Here is a 20392-nt window from a genome sequence, read left to right as displayed (position 1 = left end):
TGTCATAGCTATGAGCCAAGCCGAATTCGAACCGATCGTCTACCTCAGCGTCTCGTCGCAAGAGGAAATGGTGCCGCTGTCCGAAGCCCGTGTACCGGTGCTCGACCGCGGGTTCATCTTCGGCGACGGCGTGTATGAAGTCGTCCCCGTTTATGCGCACGACGGCGCGCACGTGCCGTTCCGGATCGAACAGCATCTGGCGCGGCTCGAGCGCAGCCTGAAGAAGATCGGCATCGCCAGCCCGCACGACGATGCGGGCTGGCGTGCGCTGATCGAGCGCGTCGTCGCGGCGAATGCCGAAGGGCTCGGCGACGGCAACGCGCTCGTCTACCTGCAGGTGACGCGCGGCGTCGCGAAGCGCGGCCACGCGTTCCCGGCGAACGCGGTGCCGACGGTGTTCGTGATGACGAGCCCGCTGCGCCTGCCGTCCGCGGAAGAACGCGCGCAGGGCGTGCGCTGCGTGACGGCAGAGGATCGCCGCTGGCTGCATTGCGACATCAAGTCGATCTCGCTGCTCGGCAACGTGCTGATGGCGCAGCATGCGGCCGAACGCGATGCGTTCGAGACGCTGCAGCTGCGCGACGGCAACCTGACGGAAGGTTCGTCGTCGAACGTGTGGATCGTGAAGAACGGCGAGCTGCTCGCGCCGCCGCGCAGCAACAAGATCCTCGAGGGGATCCGCTACGCGCTGATCGAGGAGCTGGCCGACGAATGCAGGATTCCGTTCGTCGCGCGCGAGATCAGCGAAGTGGAGTTGCGCGCAGCCGACGAAATCATGATCACGTCGGCCACGAAGGAAGTGTTGCCCGTCACGTCGCTCGACGATCTGCCCGTGCAGGGCGGCAAGCCGGGCCCCGTGTTCGCGGCGTTGTATGACGCGTACCAGCGCGCGAAGGCGCGCGAGTTTGAACAGTTTGACCTAACCCGGAGAAAATGATGAGCGAACCGACCAAAACCATCGAGGTGACCGGCGCGATCGATACCCGGAAGGAGTCGCTGCTGGAGTTCCCGTGCGATTTCCCGATCAAGATCATGGGCAAGGCGCACCCCGAGTTCAAGGACACGATCTTCAAGGTCGTCGCCGTTCACGACAACGAGATCGATGTCGAGAAGATCGAGGAGCGCGCGTCGAGCGGCGGCAATTACACGGGCCTCACGATCACCGTGCGGGCGACGAGCCAGGAACAGCTCGACAACATCTACCGAGCACTGACCGGCCATCCGATGGTCAAGGTCGTACTCTAAGCGCCTTCCAGCCTCCTTCCTGCGCGCACTCGGCGGGGGTCTTCCCCGCCGCGCGCCGCGCGTCCAGCTCGTCGCACAGCCGTTTGTATTCGGCCACTTCCTGAAGCAGCCAGGTCCTGAACGCCTGCACGCGCGGCGTGTTCAGGAGCGGCGGCGGACACACGAAAAAATAGTGCCACGGGCTCGGCCCGTCGATGTCGAACAGGCGCACGATGCGCCCGTCGAGCAGGTCGTGTACCGCCAGCGAGCGGCGCACCAGCGCGATGCCCTGGCCGTCGATCGCGGCCAGCAGCAGGTTCGACGAATCCTGGTACAGAATCCCCCGTTTCGGCTCGGTCAGCGTCTTGAGCCCGGCCGCGTCGAACCACGGCCGCCACAGCTCGTCGTCCGAGCGCAGCAGGTTGTAGTGCACGAGATCGGCGGGCGTTTGCGGCAGCTTGCCGCCATTGAGCGTCGGCGCGCACGCCGGAAAGAACACCTCGTCGAACAGCGGCTCGACATGCAGCCCCGGGTAGGTGCCGTGACCGAAGCGGATCGCAAGATCGACGTCGTCGCGCGCGAAATCGGTGAGCGAGTTGGTCGACTGCAGTTCGACGTCGATTTCCGGATGCCGCTCGATGAACGTGCCGATGCGCGGCGTGATGAAGCGCGCGGCGAACGACGACAGCATCGACACCACGAGCCGCCGGTCGCGGTCGCTCGCGCGCACGTCGCGGGTCGCGTCGGCGATCACCATCAGCGCGGTGCGGATCTGCTGTGCGTAGCGCATGCCGGCGTCGGTCAGGCACAGCCGCTTGCCGTTGCGCGTGAACAGCTGCACGCCGAGCTCTTCCTCGAGCGCGCGTATCTGATGGCTGACCGCGCCGTGCGTGACGTACAGCTCGTCGGCGGCGCGCGAGAAATTCTCGTGACGGGCGGCGGCTTCGAACGCGCGAATCGCGTTCAGCGCAGGTAGCTGGCGGAGGTCCATTTGCTAATTTTCCTCACATCGACGTGAAAATTGGTCGTTTTGTCAGACGCCTTGAAGTGACTACGATTGTAGCCATCGAAGCACTTTTTGGCGGAGTCGATCATGCAAGAAATTTCTTCAAGCATCACGTTCGAAATCCCCGCGGGCGAAACCGTGCCGATGAAGGTACAACGCAGCACGCGGCTGGTGGTGCAGTGCGGGCCGGTGTGGGCGACGCGCAGCAACGACGTCAACGACTACTTCCTGGTCGACGGCGAAACGCTGAAGCTGCGCCGCGGCGAGCGGCTGTGGCTCAGCGCGGAAGGCCGGGAGGGCACGCGCGTGGCGTTCTCGGTGTCGCGTCCGCCCCGGGAAGTCGCGCTCAGCGGGCTGGCCCGGCTGCGCGAACGCGTGACCGCGCTGCTCCACGACGGATGGCGCACCGTCTGACCAACATTTCCTCCGACGGATACCGGCGATCCGTCCCTCTCCCAAGGCCGGCGAGACCCACGGGTTTTCGGTAAACTACCGCCCATGTCCGTTTCGCCGGTTTCCATCGTGTCCACGCCTGTTGCCGTTTCCGCATCGCCCGCCGGGTCTCCGGATCAGCCGGCCCCGCCGGTCACCGTGCGCTGGCGGGGCGTCGAGACCTACGAGACGAGCTTCGACGCGATGCGCGCGTTCACCGATACGCGCACGGCCGACACCGGCGACGAGATCTGGCTGGTCGAACACCCGCCCGTCTACACGCTCGGCCAGGCCGGCGACCCGGCCCACCTGCTGGTGGCCGACAGCGGCGTGCCGCTCGTGAAGGTCGACCGCGGCGGGCAAATCACTTACCACGGCCCCGGCCAGATCGTCGCGTACCTGCTGCTGGACCTGCGCCGGCGCAAGCTGATGGTGCGCACGCTCGTGACGAAGATCGAGGAGGCCGTGATCGAAACCCTCGCGGCGTATAATCTCGCTTCGGTCCGCAAGGCGGGCGCGCCCGGGATCTACGTGGCATCCGGCGTGCACGAGGGCGCGAAAATCGCGGCCCTCGGCCTGAAGATCCGCAACGGCTGCAGCTATCACGGGCTGAGCCTGAACGTGAAGATGGATCTGCGCCCGTTTCTTGCGATCAACCCGTGCGGCTATGCCGGACTGGAAACTGTCGACATGGCGAGCCTCGAGGTTGCCGCCGACTGGAACGACGTCGCCCACACGCTGGTGCGCCGTCTGATCGCCAACCTCGACGGCGCATCCGCGGCCGCCGACAAGCCGCAGGCACTGGAACAACATTCGAATGACTGACGTTACCGCTTCCCCCGCACCGGCCGATTCGGCCGCGACCCCTGCCTACGATCCGACCGCCAAGCAGAAGGCGCAGGCGAAGACGGCGCGCATCCCGATCAAGGTCATTCCGATCGAGAAGCTGAAGAAGCCGGAGTGGATCCGCGTGAAGGCGGCCACCGGCAGCTCGCGCTTCAACGAGATCAAGACGATCCTGCGCGAGCACAACCTGCATACGGTGTGCGAGGAAGCGAGCTGCCCGAACATCGGCGAATGCTTCGGCAAGGGCACCGCGACGTTCATGATCATGGGCGACAAGTGCACGCGTCGCTGCCCGTTCTGCGACGTCGGCCATGGCCGCCCCGATCCGCTGGATCCGGACGAGCCGAAGAACCTCGCACGCACGATCGGCGCGCTGAAGCTCAAGTATGTGGTGATCACGAGCGTCGACCGCGACGACCTGCGCGACGGCGGCGCCGGCCACTTCGTCGAGTGCATCCGCGAAGTGCGCGAGCAGTCGCCGGAAACGCGCATCGAGATCCTGACGCCGGACTTCCGCGGCCGTCTCGACCGCGCGATCTCGATCCTGAACGCCGCACCGCCGGACGTGATGAACCACAACCTCGAAACGGTGCCGCGCCTGTACAAGGAAGCGCGCCCGGGTTCGGACTACGCTCACTCGCTGAAGCTCCTGAAGGACTTCAAGGCGCTGCATCCGGACGTCGCGACGAAGTCGGGCCTGATGGTCGGCCTCGGCGAAACCGAAGAGGAAATCCTGCAGGTGATGCGCGACCTGCGCGCGCACGACGTCGACATGCTGACGATCGGCCAATACCTGCAGCCGTCCGAGCACCACCTGCCGGTGCGTGCGTACGTGCATCCCGATACCTTCAAGATGTACGAGGAAGAGGCGTACAAGATGGGCTTCACGCACGCGGCCGTTGGCGCGATGGTGCGGTCGAGCTATCACGCCGATCTGCAGGCGCACGGGGCCGGGGTGGTCTGAGCGCCGTTGCTTCGTCGTCTTCCGGCGAACCTGAAAAAGCCCGCAGCGATGCGGGCTTTTTTGTTGATGCGGACGCCATTCCTGCGTTCGCACGGCAATCGCCACCCGACCGGACGCGCAATCCGGTCGAGCATGGAAAGCAAAGCTGAAACGGCATCGATAGCTTCGCAGGATAAGTTCGCTCCCGTCGCGCGCAAAGCTCCTATAGTCGGCTCTCCCGCAGCAATGCCCGCATTCCGAAGGAGATCCGCATGTCCCGTTTCAGCTTCATCCGCCGCGCTGTCGTCGCGCTGACCGCCTTTGCCGCGCTCGGCGCGGCGCACGCCGAAACGCGCGAAGTCGTGATCGCGTACCAGGACATGGTGGTGCCGTGGCGCTACGCGCAGGCGAGCGGTGAAGTCGAAAAGGCGACCGGCTACAAGGTCACGTTCCGCAAGCTCGACAGCGGCGCCGACGTGATCCGCGCGCTCGCGTCGGGCTCCGTGCAGCTCGGCGAAGCCGGCTCGAGCCCGATCGCGGCCGGGCTGTCGCAGGGGCTCGACATCTCGCTGTTCTGGGTGCTCGACAACATCAACGACGCCGAGGCGCTCGTCGCGCGCAACGGCTCGGGCGTCACGAACGTCGCTTCGCTTAAGGGCAAGAAGATCGGCGTGCCGTTCGTATCGACGTCGCATTTCCACACGCTCGTCGCGCTGCAGGCCGCGGGCGTCAATCCGAACGACGTGAAGATCGTCAACCTGCGTCCGCCTGAAGTCGCAGCCGCGTGGGCCCGCGGCGACATCGACGCGACCTACATCTGGGATCCGGTGCTCGCGAAGGTCAAGCAGTCGGGCACCGTGCTGACGACGTCCGGCCAGGTCGCGAAAGAAAGCGGCAAGGCGACCTTCGACGGCTTCGTCGTGAGCCGCAAGTTCGCGCGCGAGAACCCCGAGTTCGTCACGCGTTTCGTGAAGGTGCTCGCGGCCGCCGACGCCGACTATCGCGCGCATGCGGCGGCGTGGAAGGTCGGCTCGCCGCAGGTCGCGGCGGTCGCGAAGGTATCGGGCGCGAACGCGCAGGACGTGCCGGCCAGCCTTGCGCTCTACGCATTCCCGACGGCGGCCGAGCAGGCGTCGCCGACGTGGCTCGGCGGCGGCGCGCAATCGGGTGCCGCGAAGTCGCTCGCGGCGACCGCCACGTTCCTCAAATCGCAGGGCACGATCCAGACGGTGCTCGCCGACTATTCGGCCGGCGTCGATCCGCAGTTCGTGCAGAAGGCCGCGCGCTAAGCGGCGATCATTGCGGAGTCCTGAGCATGAGCACGCTGGAAGTCCGTCAGGTATCGGTTGCCTATCCGGGCGAGCGCGGCAGGCCGACGACGCAGGCGCTCGCGCGCGTCGACCTGCGCATCGATGCCGGTGAATTCGTCGTCGCGCTCGGCGCGTCCGGGTGCGGAAAGACGACGCTCTTGAACTGCATGGCCGGCTTCGTCGCACCGACCACCGGCGACGTGCGCGTCGATGGCGTACCGGTCACGGGCCCCGGCGCTGATCGCGGCGTCGTGTTCCAGAAGTACGCGCTGTTGCCGTGGCTCGACGTGCTCGACAACGTCGCGCTCGGGCTGCGCTTCGCACGCGTGTCGAAGGCCGAACGCGCAGCGCGGGCGCGGGAGATGCTCGCGCTCGTCGGGCTCGATGGCCATGCGCATGCACGCGTGTACGAGCTGTCGGGCGGGATGCAGCAGCGTGTCGGCATCGCGCGCGCGCTCGCGAGCGACCCGCGCGTGCTGTTGATGGACGAGCCGATGGGCGCGCTCGATGCGATGACGCGCGGCACGATGCAGGCGCTCGTGCTCGACGTGTGGGCGCGCACCGGCAAGACGGTGTTCTTCATTACGCACGATGTCGAGGAGGCGCTGTTCCTCGCGACGCGTCTCGTCGTGATGACGCCCGGCCCCGGCCGGATCGCGGAAACCTTCGAGCTGCCGTTCGCGCGCCGCTACGTCGAATCGCGCGATGCGCGCGCGGTGAAGTCTTCACCGGATTTCATCGCGTGGCGCGAGCGGCTGATCGCGTACCTGCATCGCGACGAAGCGGCCGAGGTGGCCGCGTGATGCACGAACTCGCGCGACAGGGCGCGTCGGTCGGACGCGGTCGGATCAGCACTTTGCACAGGCAGGACAGCATGAGCACGCAGGATTCGTGGGCGGCCGACGGGACGGCCGCAGGTTTCGAGCAGGGCGATCGCACGCGGATTCGGGCGACAGAACGTCGTGCACCGTCGTCGCGCCGCTACCGGTTGCCGGGGGAGGGGAAGACGGCGGCCTTGAGCACGGCGACGGTCGCAGTGCTGGCCGTGCTGTGGTGGGTCGCCACGCATCGCCAGTGGCTTCCGCCGCTGTTCCTGCCCGCGCCGGAAGCCGTGTGGGCGGCATTCGTCGATGCCTGGCACGGGCGCATCCAGGGCGGCCTGCCGTTGTCCGAGCACCTGCTGTGGAGTGCGGCGCGCGTGTTCGGCGCGTTCCTGCTGGCGACCGCGATCGGCGTGCCGGCCGGCATCCTGATGGGCGTGAGCCGCGTCGCGCGCGGCGTGCTCGATCCGCTGCTGGAGTTCTACCGGCCGCTGCCGCCGCTCGCGTACCTGCCGCTCGTCGTGATCTGGTTCGGCATCGACGAAACGGCGAAGCTCGTCGTGATCTTCCTCGCGTGCTTCGCGCCGATCGCGATGGCCGCACGTGCCGGCGTGCGCGCGGCGACGGTCGAACAGATCAACGCCGCGTATTCGCTCGGCGGCAGCTTCGCGCAGATCGTGCGGCACGTGGTGCTGCCGGCCGCGCTGCCGGAGATCCTCACCGGGCTGCGTATCGCGATCGGGTTCGGCTGGACGACGCTCGTCGCGGCCGAGATGGTCGCCGCGACGGCCGGGCTCGGACAGATGGTGCTCAACGCATCGAGCTTCCTGCGCACCGACATCGTCGTGATGGGCATCCTGATCATCGGCGCGATCGCGTGGCTGTTCGATCTTGCGATGCGCTGGGTCGAGCGGCGGATCGTGCCGTGGAAGGGGCGGGGCTGACGTCACGCAGGCGCATGGGCGACGTTCACGCGCCGCCCCGGCGTGCTGCCGCCCTCAATCCCCCATCGCGATCCCTTCCCGCCGCGGATCCGCCCCGCCGAACCACACCGTCTGCCCCTGCACGTTCAGCCGCTGGATCCCCTGCAGCCCCGAGTTCATCTCGACGACCTGCACGTCGTGCCCGCGGCCCTTCAGCCCGTCGGCGAGTGCTTCCGACACGCGGCCGCGTTCGAGCTGCGTCGGTCCGTTCATCGACCCGAAGTTCGGCAGCGCGATCGCCTGCTGCATCGTCATCCCCCAGTCGAGCACGCCGACCAGCGTCTTCGCGACGTGATTGATGATCGCGGGACCGCCGGCCGAGCCGACGACCATCGTCACCTGTTTCGTCTTCTTGTCGAACACGAGTTCCGGCGACATCGCCGAGCGCGGCCGCTTGCCCGGCTGCACGCGGTTCGCGACCGGCCGGCCGTTGTCGTTCGACACGAACGAGAAATCGGTGAGCTGGTTGTTCAGCATGAAGCCGCGCACCATCAGCCGCGAGCCGAACGCGTCCTCGACGCTCGTCGTCATCGACAGCGCCTGGCCGTAGCGGTCGACGATCGCGATGTCGGACGTCGACGGCAGCTCGGGGCTGCGGTCGTCGGCCATCGCGAGCGTCGCGCCCTGCGGCGTGCCGGCCTGCGCGACGCCCATGCTGCTGTCGCCGATCAGGTGCGCGCGCTGCGCGAGATAGGTCTTGTCGGTGAGGCTCGCCCAGCTGCCGCCCGGCAGCGGCACGAAATCGGGATCGGCGACATAGCGCGCGCGGTCCGCATACGCGAGGCGCCCGGCTTCGCTGAACAGGTGTGCGGCGAACGGCGTCGGCTCGTAGCCGACGTCGTTGCGCACCGGCTTCTGCGCGCCGATCTGTTGCCAGTCGGGCATCGCCTCGAGGATGCCGAGCATCTGCGCGATCGCGAGGCCGCCCGACGACGGCGGCGGCATTCCGCATACGACCGAGTGCCGGTAGTCGGCGCACAGCGGCGCGCGCACCTTCGCCTTGTAGCGCGCGAGATCCTGGAGCGACAGCAGGCCCGGGTTGGTCGGATGCTTGCGCACCTTCGTGACGATGTCGCGTGCGATCGCGCCGCTGTAGAACGCGTTCGCGCCGCGGTCGGCGACCTGGCGCAGCACGGTCGCGAGCGCCGGGTTCTTCAGCACCGTGCCGGCCGCCTTCGGCGTGCCGTCCGGGTTGTAGAAATAGGCGCGCGCGGCCGGGTCGTTCTTCAGGTACTTGTCGTTCGCGATCAGCATCGCGAGCCGCGGGCTGATCGTGAAGCCGTGTTCCGCGAGCCGGATCGCCGGCTGGAACAGCCGGCGCCACGGCAGCTTGCCGTGCGCGCGGTGCGCGGCGTCGAGCATGCGCAGCACGCCCGGCGTGCCGACGGAGCGCCCGCCGACGACGCCTTCGTAGAAGCTCATCGGCTGGCCGGTCGGCCCGTAGAACAGGCGGTCGGTCGCAGCGGCCGGCGCGGTTTCGCGGCCGTCGTAGGCCTGCGTCGCACGGCCGTCGAAGTACAGCATGAACGCGCCGCCGCCGATCCCCGACGATTGCGGCTCGACGAGCGCGAGCACCATCTGCGTCGCGATCGCCGCGTCGATCGCGGTGCCGCCTGCCTTCAGCATGTCGTAGCCGGCCTGCGTCGCGAGCGGGTTCGCGGCCGCGATCATGAAGTGCTGCGAGGTCCAGCCCGGCTTGTCGGTCCAGCCGGACGACAGCTCGGGCGCATGGACGCCGGGCAGCGGCACGGCCGCGCCCGATGCGGCGGCGACGGGTACCACCGCGCCCGACGGCGGCGTGGACGGGGACGTGCAGCCGGCGTTGAACGCGACGAGCGCGACGGCGGCGAGCAGCGTCCAGGAGCGCGAATGCGGACGAATCCGGTCGAACATTGAACCCTCGGCAGCAGTGAATTCGAAGGAGGCGACGGTGCCGGCGCAACGCGGCTGCCCGCCCCGGCGCGCTATTGTCGCCGCGCGCCCGGCGGCTTGTCACCCGACAGGAAACCCTGACGCATCGCGCCGGGCCCGCCCCGGCCGGTCTTTCCGGCCTGTTCGAGGATGAACTCTATGAACGTCGACGTCGCACGCGTGTGATGCCGGTTCGGCATGTAGAGCATGTACATGTGCGTGCCGAAGATGCTGAGCCGGTACGCGTCGAGCGACGTGACGACCGTGCCGCGCCGGATATCGTCCTGCACCACGTAGTCGGGCACGATGCCGACGCCGATCCCGCCGAGGATCGCCTGCCGCAGGAACAGGAAGTTCTCCGAAATCAGCGTGGGCTCGAGCAGCACCTCGTGGCGCTCGTCGCCGAGATACGCGGCGATCCTGAGCTGCCGGCCCATCACCGTCGCGGTGACGACGGGAGAGGCCGACAACGCGCCGAGGCTCGCCGGCATCCCGTGTTCGGCCGCGAATGCAGCGGACGCACATGCGACGTAGCGCACGGCACCCATGTCGCGCGCGACGAGGTTCTGCGGCGGCTCCGGCATCACGCGCACCGCGATGTCGATCTCGTCGCGCATCAGGTCTTCCACGCGGTTCTCGAACACGACGTCGAGCACGATGCCCGGATGCAGCCGCTTGAACGCGAGCAGCCAGTCGGACATCACCATCTGCCCGTAGCCGCTCGGTACCGACAGCCGCACGCGGCCCTGCAGGTCCTGGCCGAGCGTCGTCACCGATTCCTGCGCGGCCAGCAGCTCGTTGCGGATGCGCCGGCCGTGCTCGTACAGCTTCAGCCCGATCTCGGTCGGCTCGATGCGCCGCGTCGTGCGCCGCACGAGCTGCTGGCCGATCGAGCGCTCGAGCTGGTTCAGCCGGTAGCTGACGTTCGCGCGGCTCATCTTGAGCCGCTGCGCGGCCTTGCTGAGATTGCCGGCGTCGAGGATCTCGACGAGCAGCGTCAGCGCGTTCAGGTCCATGCGGCGCGTCTCCTGATCCGGCCCGTTTAACGGTCGGAAACATTCAGTGTCAAGTCAGACTTGACAGCTTGTAAAAGCGGAAGGGAATTGTCAATGAATCTAGATCAATCGAGAATCGGGTCATGCCCGGCGTACGGCCGGATCTTGTCCCGCTTCGTGCGGGACCGGGGCCGGTGCCCCGGCGCCGCTCGCGATGCCGCGAGCCATGACGGCGTCGACGCACCTGCCGCCGCGTCAAGGAGACACGATGAACTCACCCGCTTCCCCCACCGGCCCGGCCGGCACCGTCACGCGTGAGCGGCGCGACAAGGTGCTCGTCGTCACGATCGATCATCCGCCCGTCAATGCGCTGTCCGCCGACGTGCGGCGTGGCCTCGCCGACGCGCTCGACGCCGCGCAGGCCGACGACGCGATCCGCGCGGTGCTGATCGTCGGCGCCGGCCGCAACTTCATCGCGGGCGCCGACATCCGCGAATTCGGCAAGCCGATCGTGCCGCCGTCGCTGCCCGACGTGTGCGAGCGGATCGAATCGGGTACGAAGCCGGTCGTGGTCGCGCTGCACGGCGCGACGCTCGGCGGCGGTCTCGAAGTCGCGCTCGCCGCGCATTACCGGCTCGCGGTGCCCGGCACGAAGCTCGGGCTGCCCGAAGTCACGCTCGGCCTGCTGCCCGGCGCGGGCGGCACGCAGCGCGCGCCGCGCCTGATCGGTGCGAAGGCCGCGCTCGACCTGATGCTGACGGGCCGTCATGTGAGCGCGGACGAAGCGCTCGCGCTCGGCCTCGTCGACCGCGTCGCGCACAGCGACGACACGCTCGCCGAAGGCCTCGCGTATGCGCAGGAGCTCGTGTCGCTCGGCGCACCGGTGCGCCGCACGCGCGACGCGCAGGGGCTCGCCGACCGCGCGGCCGCGCAGGCCGCGATCGACGCAGCGCGCGCGGAGCTGCCGAAGAAGTCGCGCGGCCTGTTCTCGCCCGCGAAGATCGTCGACGCGGTCGAGGCCGCGCTTACGCAGGCGTTCGACGCGGGGATGAAGTTCGAGCGCAGCCTGTTCCTGCAGTGCATCGACAGCCCGCAGCGCGCGGGCCTCGTGCATGCGTTCTTCGCGGAACGCGAAGCGGCGAAGGCACCCGAGGCGCGGCGCGCGAGGGCACGGCCGGTCGAGCGGATCGGCGTGGTCGGCGGCGGCACGATGGGCGCGGGCATCGCGGTCGCGGCGCTCGACGCCGGGCTGCCGGTGACGATGATCGAACGCGATGAGGCCTCGCTCGCGCGCGGCCGCGCGCACGTCGAGAAGGTGTACGACGGCCTCGTCGCGAAGGGGCGGATGACGCCGGCCGCGCATGCGGCGCGGCTCGCGCGCTTCAAGGGCAGCACGTCGTACGACGCGCTCGCGCAGGCCGACGTCGTGATCGAGGCCGTGTTCGAGGACATGGCCGTGAAGCAGGCCGTGTTCGCGGAGCTTGCGCGCGTGTGCAAGCCGGGCGCGGTGCTCGCGACCAACACGTCGTATCTCGACATCGACGAACTGGCCGCAAGCATCGACCGGCCGGCCGACGTGATCGGCCTGCATTTCTTCTCGCCGGCCAACGTGATGAAGCTGCTCGAGATCGTCGTGCCGGCGCGCGTGAGCGCGGACGTCGTCGCGACCGCGTTCGCGCTCGCGAAGCAGTTGAAGAAGACGCCGGTGCGCGCGGGCGTGTGCGACGGCTTCATCGGCAACCGGGTCCTCGCCGTCTATCGCACGGCGGCCGACACCCTGATGGAAGACGGCGCGTCGCCGTACCAGATCGATCGCGCGGTGCGCGAATTCGGTTTCCCGATGGGCCCGTTCCAGGTCGTCGACCTCGCGGGCGGCGACATCGGCTGGGCGACCCGCAAGCGCCGCGCGGCGACGCGCGACCCGCGGGCGCGCTACGTGGAGATTTCCGACCGGCTGTGCGAGCGCGGTTGGTTCGGCCAGAAGACCGCGCGCGGCTACTACCTGTATCCGGACGGCGCGCGTATCGGTACGCCGGACCCGGAAGTCGACGCAATCGTCGCGGAAGAGCGTGCGAAGAAGGGCATCACGCCGCGCACGTTCACCGACGACGAAATCCTGCGCCGCTACCTCGCCGCGATGATCAACGAAGGCGCGAACGTCGTGCACGAGAAGATCGCGCTGCGCCCGCTCGATGTCGATGCGGTGTTCCTGTACGGCTACGGCTTCCCGCGCTATCGCGGCGGCCCGATGCACTACGCGGACACGGTCGGCCCCGCGAACGTGCTCGCCGATATCCGCGCGTTCGCGAAGGAAGATCCGCTGTTCTGGAAGCCGTCGCCGCTGCTCGTCGATCTCGTCGCGCGCGGCGCGGATTTCGCGAGCCTGAACCGCATCGACTGAACGCCCACCGCATTCGCCACGGACCGAAGATGGACCTCAATTTCACTCCCGAAGAGGAAGCTTTCCGCACGGAAGTGCAGCGCTTCCTGCAAGCCGAACTGCCCGCGCGCATCGCGCGCAAGGTGAAGGGCGGCCTGCATCTCACGCGCGACGACATGCGCGAATGGCACGCAATCCTCAACGCGCGCGGCTGGCTCGCGAGCCATTGGCCGCGCGAATACGGCGGCCCCGGCTGGAGCGTCGCGCAGAAGTTCCTGTTCGACAACGAATGCGCGCTCGCGGGTGCGCCGCGCATCGTGCCGTTCGGCGTGAACATGCTCGGGCCCGTGCTGATCAAGTACGGCAACGAGGCGCAGCAGCGCCACTGGCTGCCGCGCATCCTCGACGGCACCGACTGGTGGTGCCAGGGCTACTCGGAGCCGGGCGCCGGATCCGATCTCGCGGCGGTGAAGACGAGCGCGGTGCGCGGCATCGACGCGCAGGGCGAGCACTACCTCGTGAACGGCCAGAAGACGTGGACCACGCTCGGCCACTACGCGAACATGATCTTCTGCCTCGTGCGCACCGCGACCGACGTGCGCAAGCAGGAAGGCATCAGCTTCCTGCTGATCGACATGAACACGCCGGGCGTCGAGGTGCGCCCGATCATCACGCTCGACGGCGAGCACGAAGTGAACGAGGTGTTCTTCACCGACGTGCGCGTGCCGGCGGCAAACCTCGTCGGCGAAGAGAATCGCGGCTGGACCTACGCGAAATACCTGCTCACTTACGAGCGCACCAACATCGCGGGAATCGGCTTCTCGACGGCCGCGCTCGACCGGCTGCGCGCGGTGGCCGCGAAGGTCAAGAAGAACGGCCGGCCGCTCGCGGACGATCCGTTCTTCGCGGCGCGCGTCGCGCGGGTCGAGATCGAACTCGAGAACATGCGCACGACCAACCTGCGCGTGCTGGCCGCGGTCGCGGGCGGCGGCGCGCCGGGCGCGGAAAGTTCGATGCTGAAGATCCGCGGCACGCAGATCCGCCAGGAAATCACCGCGCTGATGCGGCGCGCGATGGGGCCGTATGCGCAGCCGTTCGTCGAGGAAGCATTCGATGCCGATTACGACGGCGAACCGGTCGGCCCGGACGAAGCCGCGAGCGCCGCGCAGCAGTATTTCAACAACCGGAAGCTGTCGATCTTCGGCGGCTCTAACGAGATCCAGAAGAACATCATCGCGAAGATGATGCTCGGGCTGTAACGAGGGACGCGACGATGGATTTCCAGCACACAGAAGACCGCCGGATGCTGGCGGATACGTTGAACCGCTTCATCGCCGAACAGTACGCGTTCCCGGTGCGCGATCGCATCGCGCAGTCGGCTGAAGGTTTCGATCGCGCGATGTGGCGGCGCTTTGCCGAACTCGGCACGGTCGGCGCGCTGTTTCCCGAAGCCGACGGCGGTTTCGGCGGCGCGGGCTTCGACATCGCCGTGGTGTTCGAATGCCTCGGGCGCGGGCTCGTCGTCGAGCCGTTCCTGGGCGCACTGCTCGCGGGCCGTGCGCTGTCGCTCGCCGGCGGCGCTGCGCATCGCGACCGGCTGGCCGCGCTGATCGACGGCAGCGCGAGCGCCGCGTTCGCGCATGACGAGCCGGGCTCGCACTACGAACTGACGACCGTGCGCACGCGCGCCGAACGCTCGGGTGACGGCTGGGTGCTGACGGGCGCGAAGGGCGTCGTCGACCAGGCCGCGCAGGCGGCGTTCTTCGTCGTCAGCGCGCGCGTGTCGGGTCACGACGACGATGCGGCCGGCATCGGCCTGTTCGTCGTGCCGGCTGACGCACTGGGCGTATCGCTGCGCGACTACCGGAAGATCGACGGCGGCCGCGCGGCCGAAGTGCGCTTCGAACGCGTCGTGTTGCCGGCCGATGCCGCGCTCGGCGCGCATGACGGTGAAGCGGGCGCCGAGCTGCTCGAACGCGTGCTCGGCTACGGGCTGCTCGCGCTGTCGGCGGAAGCGCTCGGCGCGATGGACGTCGCGAAGGCGTACACGCTCGACTACCTGCGCACGCGCAAGCAGTTCGGCTTGCCGATCGGCAGCTTCCAGGCGCTGCAGCACCGGATGGCCGACCTGCTGCTCGAAGTCGAGCAGGCGCGCTCGGCCGTGATCAACGCGGCCGCGCAGCTCGATGCGCCGCGCGCGGTGCGCGAACGCGCGCTCGCGGCGGCGAAATACAGCATCGGCCGGATCGGCACGCTCGTCGCCGAGGAGAGCATCCAGCTGCACGGCGGGATCGGGATGACGTGGGAACTGCCGCTGTCGCACTACGCGAAGCGCCTCGTAATGATCGATCACCAGCTCGGCGACGAGGATCATCATCTCGCGCGCTACATCACGCTGTCGAAACAGTAAAAACGAACGACGCGAATGGAGGAGACAAGGATGACGAACGAATCGCGCGCATTGCCGCTGGCCGGCGTGAAGGTGCTCGATTTCTCGCGCGTGCTCGCGGGCCCGTGGTGCGCGATGGTGCTCGCCGATTTCGGCGCGGAAGTGATCAAGGTCGAGCACCCGGCGCGCGGCGACGACACGCGCGACTGGGGCCTGAGGATCGGCGACACCGAGACGACCTACTTCAACAGCGTGAACCGCAGCAAGCGCTCGATCTGTCTCGACCTGCAGACCGACGAAGGGCAGCGGCTCGCGCGCGAGCTGGCCGCGCGGGCCGACGTCGTGCTGCACAACTTCAAGTTCGGCGGCGCGGAAAAGCTCGGGCTCGGCTACGACGCGCTGGCCGAGCTGAATCCGCGCCTCGTGCACTGCGCGATCTCCGGCTACGACCGGTCGGGCGCCGAGGCCGCACGGCCCGGCTACGACCTCGTCGTGCAGGGCGAGGCCGGGCTGATGGCGCTGAACGGCGAGGCCGGCCAGCCGCCGCTGAAGTTCGGCGTCGCGGCGGTCGACCTGTTCACCGGCATGTATTCGGCGCAGGCGATCCTCGCCGCGCTGTACGAGCGCCATGCGACGGGGCGCGGGCGGCGCATCGAGATGGCGCTGTTCGACTGCGGGCTGATGATCACCGCGTACTACGGGCTCGACGCGCTGCTGATGGGCGAGGACCCGCCGCGCTACGGCAACGCGCATCCGTCGATCGTGCCGTACGGCGTGTTCGACGCGGCCGATGGCCCGCTCGTGATCACGGTCGGCAACAACACGCAGTTCGCGCGCTTCTGCGATGCGATCGAGCGGCCCGACCTCGCGGCCGACGCACGCTACAAGACCAACCTCGGCCGCTCGGAGAACCGCGCCGAGCTGCTGCCCGAGATTCGCCGCGAACTCGCGCGCCGGTCGCGCGCGACGTTGCTTGCCGCGCTCGCCGATGCGGGCATTCCGTGCGGCGAAGTACTCGGGCTGCACGAAGCGCTGAAGTCGGAACGCGCGACGCGCGCGGGGCTCGTCACGCGGCAGCCGCACCCGGTCGCGGGCGGCGTCGACGTGCTCGCGCCGCCGTATCGGTTCGACGGCGCGCGGCTGCCGGTGCGCGGTGCGCCGCCGGTGCTCGGCGCGGATACGGACGCGGTGCTCGGCGGCTGGCTCGGGATGTCGGCCGACGAGGTCGCGCGGCTGCGTGCGGAACGCATCGTGTAACGCGAGTTTTGCCGCCGCGGCGCGGGCGGAGCAGTCGACGCGCCGGCCATCCATAAGACACACCTCGCGACGACGAGGAGATCGCCCTGCGGGGACTGGAGCAAGCGCTGAAGCGCTAGCTCCATTCGACCGCGAAGCATGGGACCAGAGTAAGCGCTGAAGCGCCAACTCTGGTCGACCGCGAAGCATGGGACCAGAGTAGACGCTGAAGCGCCAACTCTGGTCGACAGGAGACAACATGGAGCTTTCCGTCATCGAATCGGTCACGGCGCGCCGTGACTACCAGCAGCTCGTGCGTGCGCGGCGCCGCTTCAGCTTCACGCTGACGGCGCTGATGATCGCCACGTACTACGGCTTCATCCTGCTCGTCGCGCTCGCGCCGCACGTGCTCGCCGCGCCGCTGTACCGCGGCGCGACGACGACGGTCGGGATCGCCGCGGGCGTCGCGATCATCCTGGTCGCGATCAGCCTGACCGCGTGCTACGTGCTGCGCGCGAATCGTGCGTTCGACCGCCGCGTCGACGCGATCCTGCAGCGTTCGTGACGGAGGCCGACATGCGACGACCCTCGATCGCGCCTGGCGCGCTTGCCGTTCCCTTCGCTCTCGTTTCTTCCGCCGCGCATGCGGTATCGGTCGCGGGCCCGATGCCCGACAAGGTCGAACTGAACCCGGTCGCGATCGGGATGTTCTTCGCGTTCGTGTTCGCGACGCTCGCGCTCACGCGCTGGGCCGCACGGCGCACACGTTCGACGCGCGACTTCTACACGGCCGGCGGCGGCATCACCGGGCTGCAGAACGGGCTTGCGATCGCGGGCGACTACATGTCGGCCGCGTCGTTCCTCGGGCTGTCCGGGATGGTGTTCATGTTCGGCTTCGACGGGCTCATCTACTCGATCGGCTTTCTGGTCGGCTGGCCGTTCGTGATGTTCCTGATCGCCGAGCCGCTGCGCAACCTCGGCAAGTTCACGTTCGTCGACGTCGTCGCGTACCGCTTCGCGCAGCGGCCGATCCGGCTGCTGACGTCCGCGAATTCGCTGACCATCGTCGTGCTGTACCTCGTCGTGCAGATGGTCGGCGCGGGCAAGCTGATCCAGCTGCTGTTCGGGCTGTCGTACGGTACGGCCGAGCTGATCGTCGGCGTGCTGATGGTCGTGTACGTGTTCTTCGGCGGGATGACCGCGACCACCTGGGTGCAGGTGATCAAGGCCGTGCTGCTGTTGTGCGGCGCGACGGTGCTGGTCGTGCTCGCGCTCGGCGAGTTCGGCTTCAGCGTCGACGAGATGTTCCGCCGAGCGGTGGCCGTGCATCCGGGCGCGCTGTCGATCATGGGCCCCGGCAAGCTGATCCGCGATCCGGCCAACGCGCTGTCGCTCGGCATTGCACTGATGTTCGGCACGGCCGGCTTTCCGCACATCCTGATGCGCTTCTTCACGGTGCCGAACGCGAAGGAGGCACGCAAGTCGGTGCTCTATGCGACCGGCTTCATCGGCTACTTCTATTTGCTGACCTTCGTGATCGGCTTCTCGGCGATCGTGCTGCTCGCGCAGCATCCGGAGTTCTTCAAGCTCGGCGCGAACGGCACGTTCAATCTCACACACGATCTGCTCGGCGGCTCGAACATGGTCGCGGTGAAGCTCGCGCAGGCGGTCGGCGGGAACTGGTTCTACGGCTTCATCGCGGCCGTCACGTTCGCGACGATCCTCGCGGTGGTCGCCGGTCTGACGCTCGCCGGCGCGACGACGATCTCGCACGACCTGTATGCGCAGATGTGGGCGCGCGGCAACCCCGACGAGCGCGTCGAGATGCGCATTTCGCGCGCGGCGACGATCGCGCTGTCGGCCGTCGCGATCGGGCTGTCGATCCTGTTCGAACACGTGAACGTCGCGTTCATGGTCGGTCTCGTCGCGGCGGTGGCCGCGAGCGCGAATTTCCCCGTGCTCGCGATGTCGATCTTCTGGCGCGGGATGACGACGCGCGGCGCGGTGCTCGGCGGCGGCCTGGGACTCGTGTCGGCGGTCGCGCTCACGGTGCTGTCGAAGTCGGTGTGGGTCGACGTGCTGCACCACGCGCACGCGCCGGTGTTCCTCGACAACCCGGCGCTCGTGTCGGTGCCGCTCGCGTTCATCGGGATCGTCGTCGGCTCGCTCGCGGATCGCGGCGAGCGCGCACGGCGCGAGCGCGACGCGTTCGCGCAGCAGGAGTTCTACGCGCAGACGGGCGTGCTGGCCGGCCGCGCCGTGCAGCACTGATTGATCTGACGAATCGGGATATCCGTCCGGATCGCCGGACGGATATTTTCCGGAAATCCGGAATCCCGGATTTCCTTGCCTGCCGCATTATGAGAAATACAATGAAAACAAAGGTTTGACGGGTTTCGGGAACCTGGCATCGACCTTGCAATATAAAACGCACGGCCATCCCCTGGCCGAACTACTACAGCAAGCAAGGAGACAATCGATGACCACTGCCTTCCTCCCCCTCCGGACGTCCTGAGGCATCGCTTGTTGCGGCACGGCAGCCGCGCGGGCGAGTGACTCCCCTGACATTCGTCCGCGCGCGTGACGCCGTTTCCATCGGCTCATCTACTTCTGCAGGAACCATCGTGAAGAAGAAACCCTTCTACAAAGTGCTCTATGTGCAGGTGATCTTCGCCATCATCGTCGGCGTGATCCTCGGCCACTACTACCCGGCGCTCGCCACCGACATGAAGCCGCTCGGCGACGGCTTCATCAAGCTGATCAAGATGGTGATCGGCCCGATCATCTTCTGTACGGTCGTCACCGGCATCGCCGGCATGGAGGACATGAAGAAGGTAGGCCGCGTCGGCGGCAAGGCGCTGCTGTACTTCGAGATCGTGTCGACTTTCGCGCTGGTGCTCGGCCTCGCGGCCACGCACATCCTGCGTCCGGGCGTCGGCTTCAACATCGATCCGGCGACGCTCGACGGCAAGGCCGTCGCGTCGTACGCGGCGAAGGCGCACGGGCAGTCGACGGTCGACTTCCTGATGCACATCATCCCGAACACGATGGTCGATGCGTTCGCACAGGGTGAAATCCTGCAGATCCTGCTGATCGCACTGCTGTTCGGCAGCGTGCTCGCGCACCTCGGCGAGCGCGGCAAGGTCGTGACCGACTTCATCGACGGGCTCACGCGCGTGCTGTTCGGCATCGTGCACATCGTCACGAAGCTGGCCCCGATCGGCGCGTTCGGCGCGATGGCGTTCACGATCGGCAAGTACGGCGTCGGCTCGCTGGTGCCGCTGCTCAAGCTGATCGGCACGTTCTACCTGACGTCGGTCGTGTTCGTGCTCGTCGTGCTCGGTACGATCGCGCGCGTCACGGGCTTCTCGATCATCCGCTTCGTGTCCTACATCAAGGAAGAGCTGCTGATCGTGCTCGGCACGAGCTCGTCGGAAGCCGCGCTGCCGCAGCTGATGGAAAAGCTCGAGAAGGCCGGCTGCTCGCGTTCGGTCGTCGGCCTCGTCGTGCCGACCGGCTATTCGTTCAACCTCGACGGCACCAACATCTACATGACGATGGCCGTGCTGTTCATCGCGCAGGCGACCAACATCGAACTGACGTGGATGCAGCAGCTCACGCTGCTGGCCGTCGCGATGCTGACCTCGAAGGGCGCGAGCGGCGTCACGGGCGCGGGCTTCATCACGCTTGCCGCGACGCTCGCCGTCGTCCCGACGATCCCGCTGTCGGGCATGGTGCTGATCCTCGGTATCGACCGCTTCATGAGCGAATGCCGCGCGCTGACCAACATCGTCGGCAACGGCGTCGCGACGGTCGTCGTGTCGGCCTGGGAGAAGGAGCTCGACCGCAACAAGCTGCGCCAGGCGCTGACGGGCGGCGGCGAGGTCACGACGACCGAGACGGCCGGCGTCTGACG

Annotated in this window: 18 protein-coding genes; 15 read left to right on the top strand and 3 right to left on the bottom strand. The window is 68.0% G+C overall.

Features of this window, described 5'->3' with window-relative positions; genetic code table 11:
• The first annotated feature begins 10 nt into the window (after nucleotides 1-10).
• Both BDI24065_RS33570 and BDI24065_RS33565 read left to right on the top strand, forming a co-directional pair.
• Nucleotides 11-937, top strand: a complete 927-nt coding sequence (locus tag BDI24065_RS33570) for a D-amino acid aminotransferase (RefSeq protein WP_175034815.1) — start codon at nucleotides 11-13, stop codon at nucleotides 935-937.
• Complete coding sequence (locus tag BDI24065_RS33565; protein ID WP_011353335.1) at nucleotides 937-1245, top strand: HP0495 family protein; 309 nt, start codon at nucleotides 937-939, stop codon at nucleotides 1243-1245. Before BDI24065_RS33570 ends, BDI24065_RS33565 begins: the two co-directional genes overlap by 1 nt.
• Here the strand turns inward: BDI24065_RS33565 and BDI24065_RS33560 are convergent.
• Nucleotides 1229-2215, bottom strand: a complete 987-nt coding sequence (locus tag BDI24065_RS33560; RefSeq protein WP_175034814.1) for a transcriptional regulator GcvA — start codon at nucleotides 2213-2215, stop codon at nucleotides 1229-1231. The genes BDI24065_RS33565 and BDI24065_RS33560 overlap by 17 nt on opposite strands.
• 102 nt (nucleotides 2216-2317) lie before the next feature.
• Here BDI24065_RS33560 and BDI24065_RS33555 point away from each other — a divergent pair, with 102 nt between their 5' ends.
• The 6 genes from BDI24065_RS33555 (at nucleotide 2318) to BDI24065_RS33530 (ending at nucleotide 7526) form a co-directional block, all read left to right on the top strand.
• Nucleotides 2318-2644, top strand: a complete 327-nt coding sequence (locus tag BDI24065_RS33555) for a DUF2917 domain-containing protein (protein WP_175034813.1) — start codon at nucleotides 2318-2320, stop codon at nucleotides 2642-2644.
• A gap of 84 nt (nucleotides 2645-2728) precedes the next feature.
• Nucleotides 2729-3487 carry a lipoyl(octanoyl) transferase LipB gene (gene lipB / locus BDI24065_RS33550; protein WP_021157036.1) on the top strand — a complete coding sequence of 253 codons (759 nt, stop codon included), beginning with the start codon at nucleotides 2729-2731 and terminating at the stop codon, nucleotides 3485-3487.
• Complete coding sequence (gene lipA / locus BDI24065_RS33545) at nucleotides 3480-4472, top strand: lipoyl synthase (RefSeq protein WP_039346279.1); 993 nt, start codon at nucleotides 3480-3482, stop codon at nucleotides 4470-4472. Before lipB ends, lipA begins: the two co-directional genes overlap by 8 nt.
• A 251-nt stretch (nucleotides 4473-4723) precedes the next feature.
• On the top strand, nucleotides 4724-5740 hold the full coding sequence (gene tauA, locus BDI24065_RS33540; RefSeq protein ID WP_089431728.1) for a taurine ABC transporter substrate-binding protein: 1017 nt from the start codon (nucleotides 4724-4726) through the stop codon (nucleotides 5738-5740).
• A 26-nt stretch (nucleotides 5741-5766) separates the two neighbouring features.
• Nucleotides 5767-6564: a taurine ABC transporter ATP-binding protein gene (locus BDI24065_RS33535; protein WP_175034812.1), complete on the top strand. Its 798-nt coding sequence runs from the start codon at nucleotides 5767-5769 to the stop codon at nucleotides 6562-6564.
• A complete protein-coding gene (locus tag BDI24065_RS33530) occupies nucleotides 6564-7526 on the top strand; it encodes an ABC transporter permease subunit (protein WP_175034823.1) in 963 nt (320 codons plus the stop codon). Before BDI24065_RS33535 ends, BDI24065_RS33530 begins: the two co-directional genes overlap by 1 nt.
• Before the next feature lie 54 nt (nucleotides 7527-7580).
• Here the strand turns inward: BDI24065_RS33530 and ggt are convergent, their stop codons facing one another.
• Together ggt and BDI24065_RS33520 are read right to left on the bottom strand one after the other, a co-directional pair.
• Complete coding sequence (ggt, locus tag BDI24065_RS33525; protein WP_175034811.1) at nucleotides 7581-9458, bottom strand: gamma-glutamyltransferase; 1878 nt, start codon at nucleotides 9456-9458, stop codon at nucleotides 7581-7583.
• A 71-nt stretch (nucleotides 9459-9529) separates the two neighbouring features.
• A complete protein-coding gene (locus BDI24065_RS33520) occupies nucleotides 9530-10492 on the bottom strand; it encodes a LysR family transcriptional regulator (RefSeq protein WP_175034810.1) in 963 nt (320 codons plus the stop codon).
• A 247-nt stretch (nucleotides 10493-10739) separates the two neighbouring features.
• On the opposite strand from BDI24065_RS33520, the gene BDI24065_RS33515 reads away from it, so the two are divergent.
• The 7 genes from BDI24065_RS33515 (at nucleotide 10740) to BDI24065_RS33485 (ending at nucleotide 20390) form a co-directional block, all read left to right on the top strand.
• Entirely contained in the window at nucleotides 10740-12872 is a 2133-nt protein-coding gene (locus BDI24065_RS33515; protein WP_175034809.1) for a 3-hydroxyacyl-CoA dehydrogenase NAD-binding domain-containing protein, read from the top strand.
• Nucleotides 12873-12901: 29 nt separating this feature from the next.
• Nucleotides 12902-14110, top strand: a complete 1209-nt coding sequence (locus tag BDI24065_RS33510) for an acyl-CoA dehydrogenase family protein (protein WP_175034808.1) — start codon at nucleotides 12902-12904, stop codon at nucleotides 14108-14110.
• A gap of 14 nt (nucleotides 14111-14124) precedes the next feature.
• Nucleotides 14125-15261, top strand: coding sequence for an acyl-CoA dehydrogenase family protein (locus tag BDI24065_RS33505; protein ID WP_175034807.1), 1137 nt, complete (start codon nucleotides 14125-14127; stop codon nucleotides 15259-15261).
• A 30-nt stretch (nucleotides 15262-15291) separates the two neighbouring features.
• Nucleotides 15292-16497 carry a CaiB/BaiF CoA transferase family protein gene (locus tag BDI24065_RS33500; protein WP_175034806.1) on the top strand — a complete coding sequence of 402 codons (1206 nt, stop codon included), beginning with the start codon at nucleotides 15292-15294 and terminating at the stop codon, nucleotides 16495-16497.
• Between the two features lie 238 nt (nucleotides 16498-16735).
• Nucleotides 16736-17041 (top strand): DUF485 domain-containing protein, encoded by a 306-nt coding sequence (locus tag BDI24065_RS33495; RefSeq protein ID WP_085042116.1) that lies wholly within the window; start codon nucleotides 16736-16738, stop codon nucleotides 17039-17041.
• Nucleotides 17042-17052: 11 nt separating this feature from the next.
• Nucleotides 17053-18747: a cation acetate symporter gene (locus tag BDI24065_RS33490; protein ID WP_175034805.1), complete on the top strand. Its 1695-nt coding sequence runs from the start codon at nucleotides 17053-17055 to the stop codon at nucleotides 18745-18747.
• Between the two features lie 353 nt (nucleotides 18748-19100).
• Nucleotides 19101-20390: a dicarboxylate/amino acid:cation symporter gene (locus tag BDI24065_RS33485; protein WP_174953031.1), complete on the top strand. Its 1290-nt coding sequence runs from the start codon at nucleotides 19101-19103 to the stop codon at nucleotides 20388-20390.
• The last annotated feature ends 2 nt before the right edge of the window (nucleotides 20391-20392 follow it).

The sequence above is a fragment of the Burkholderia lata genome (assembly GCF_902499025.1).
In the GTDB taxonomy this organism is placed as follows: Bacteria; Pseudomonadota; Gammaproteobacteria; order Burkholderiales; family Burkholderiaceae; genus Burkholderia; species Burkholderia lata_C.
The sequence above is the reverse complement of the archived record's forward strand: the minus strand, read 5'-3'. Positions and strand labels throughout refer to the sequence as shown.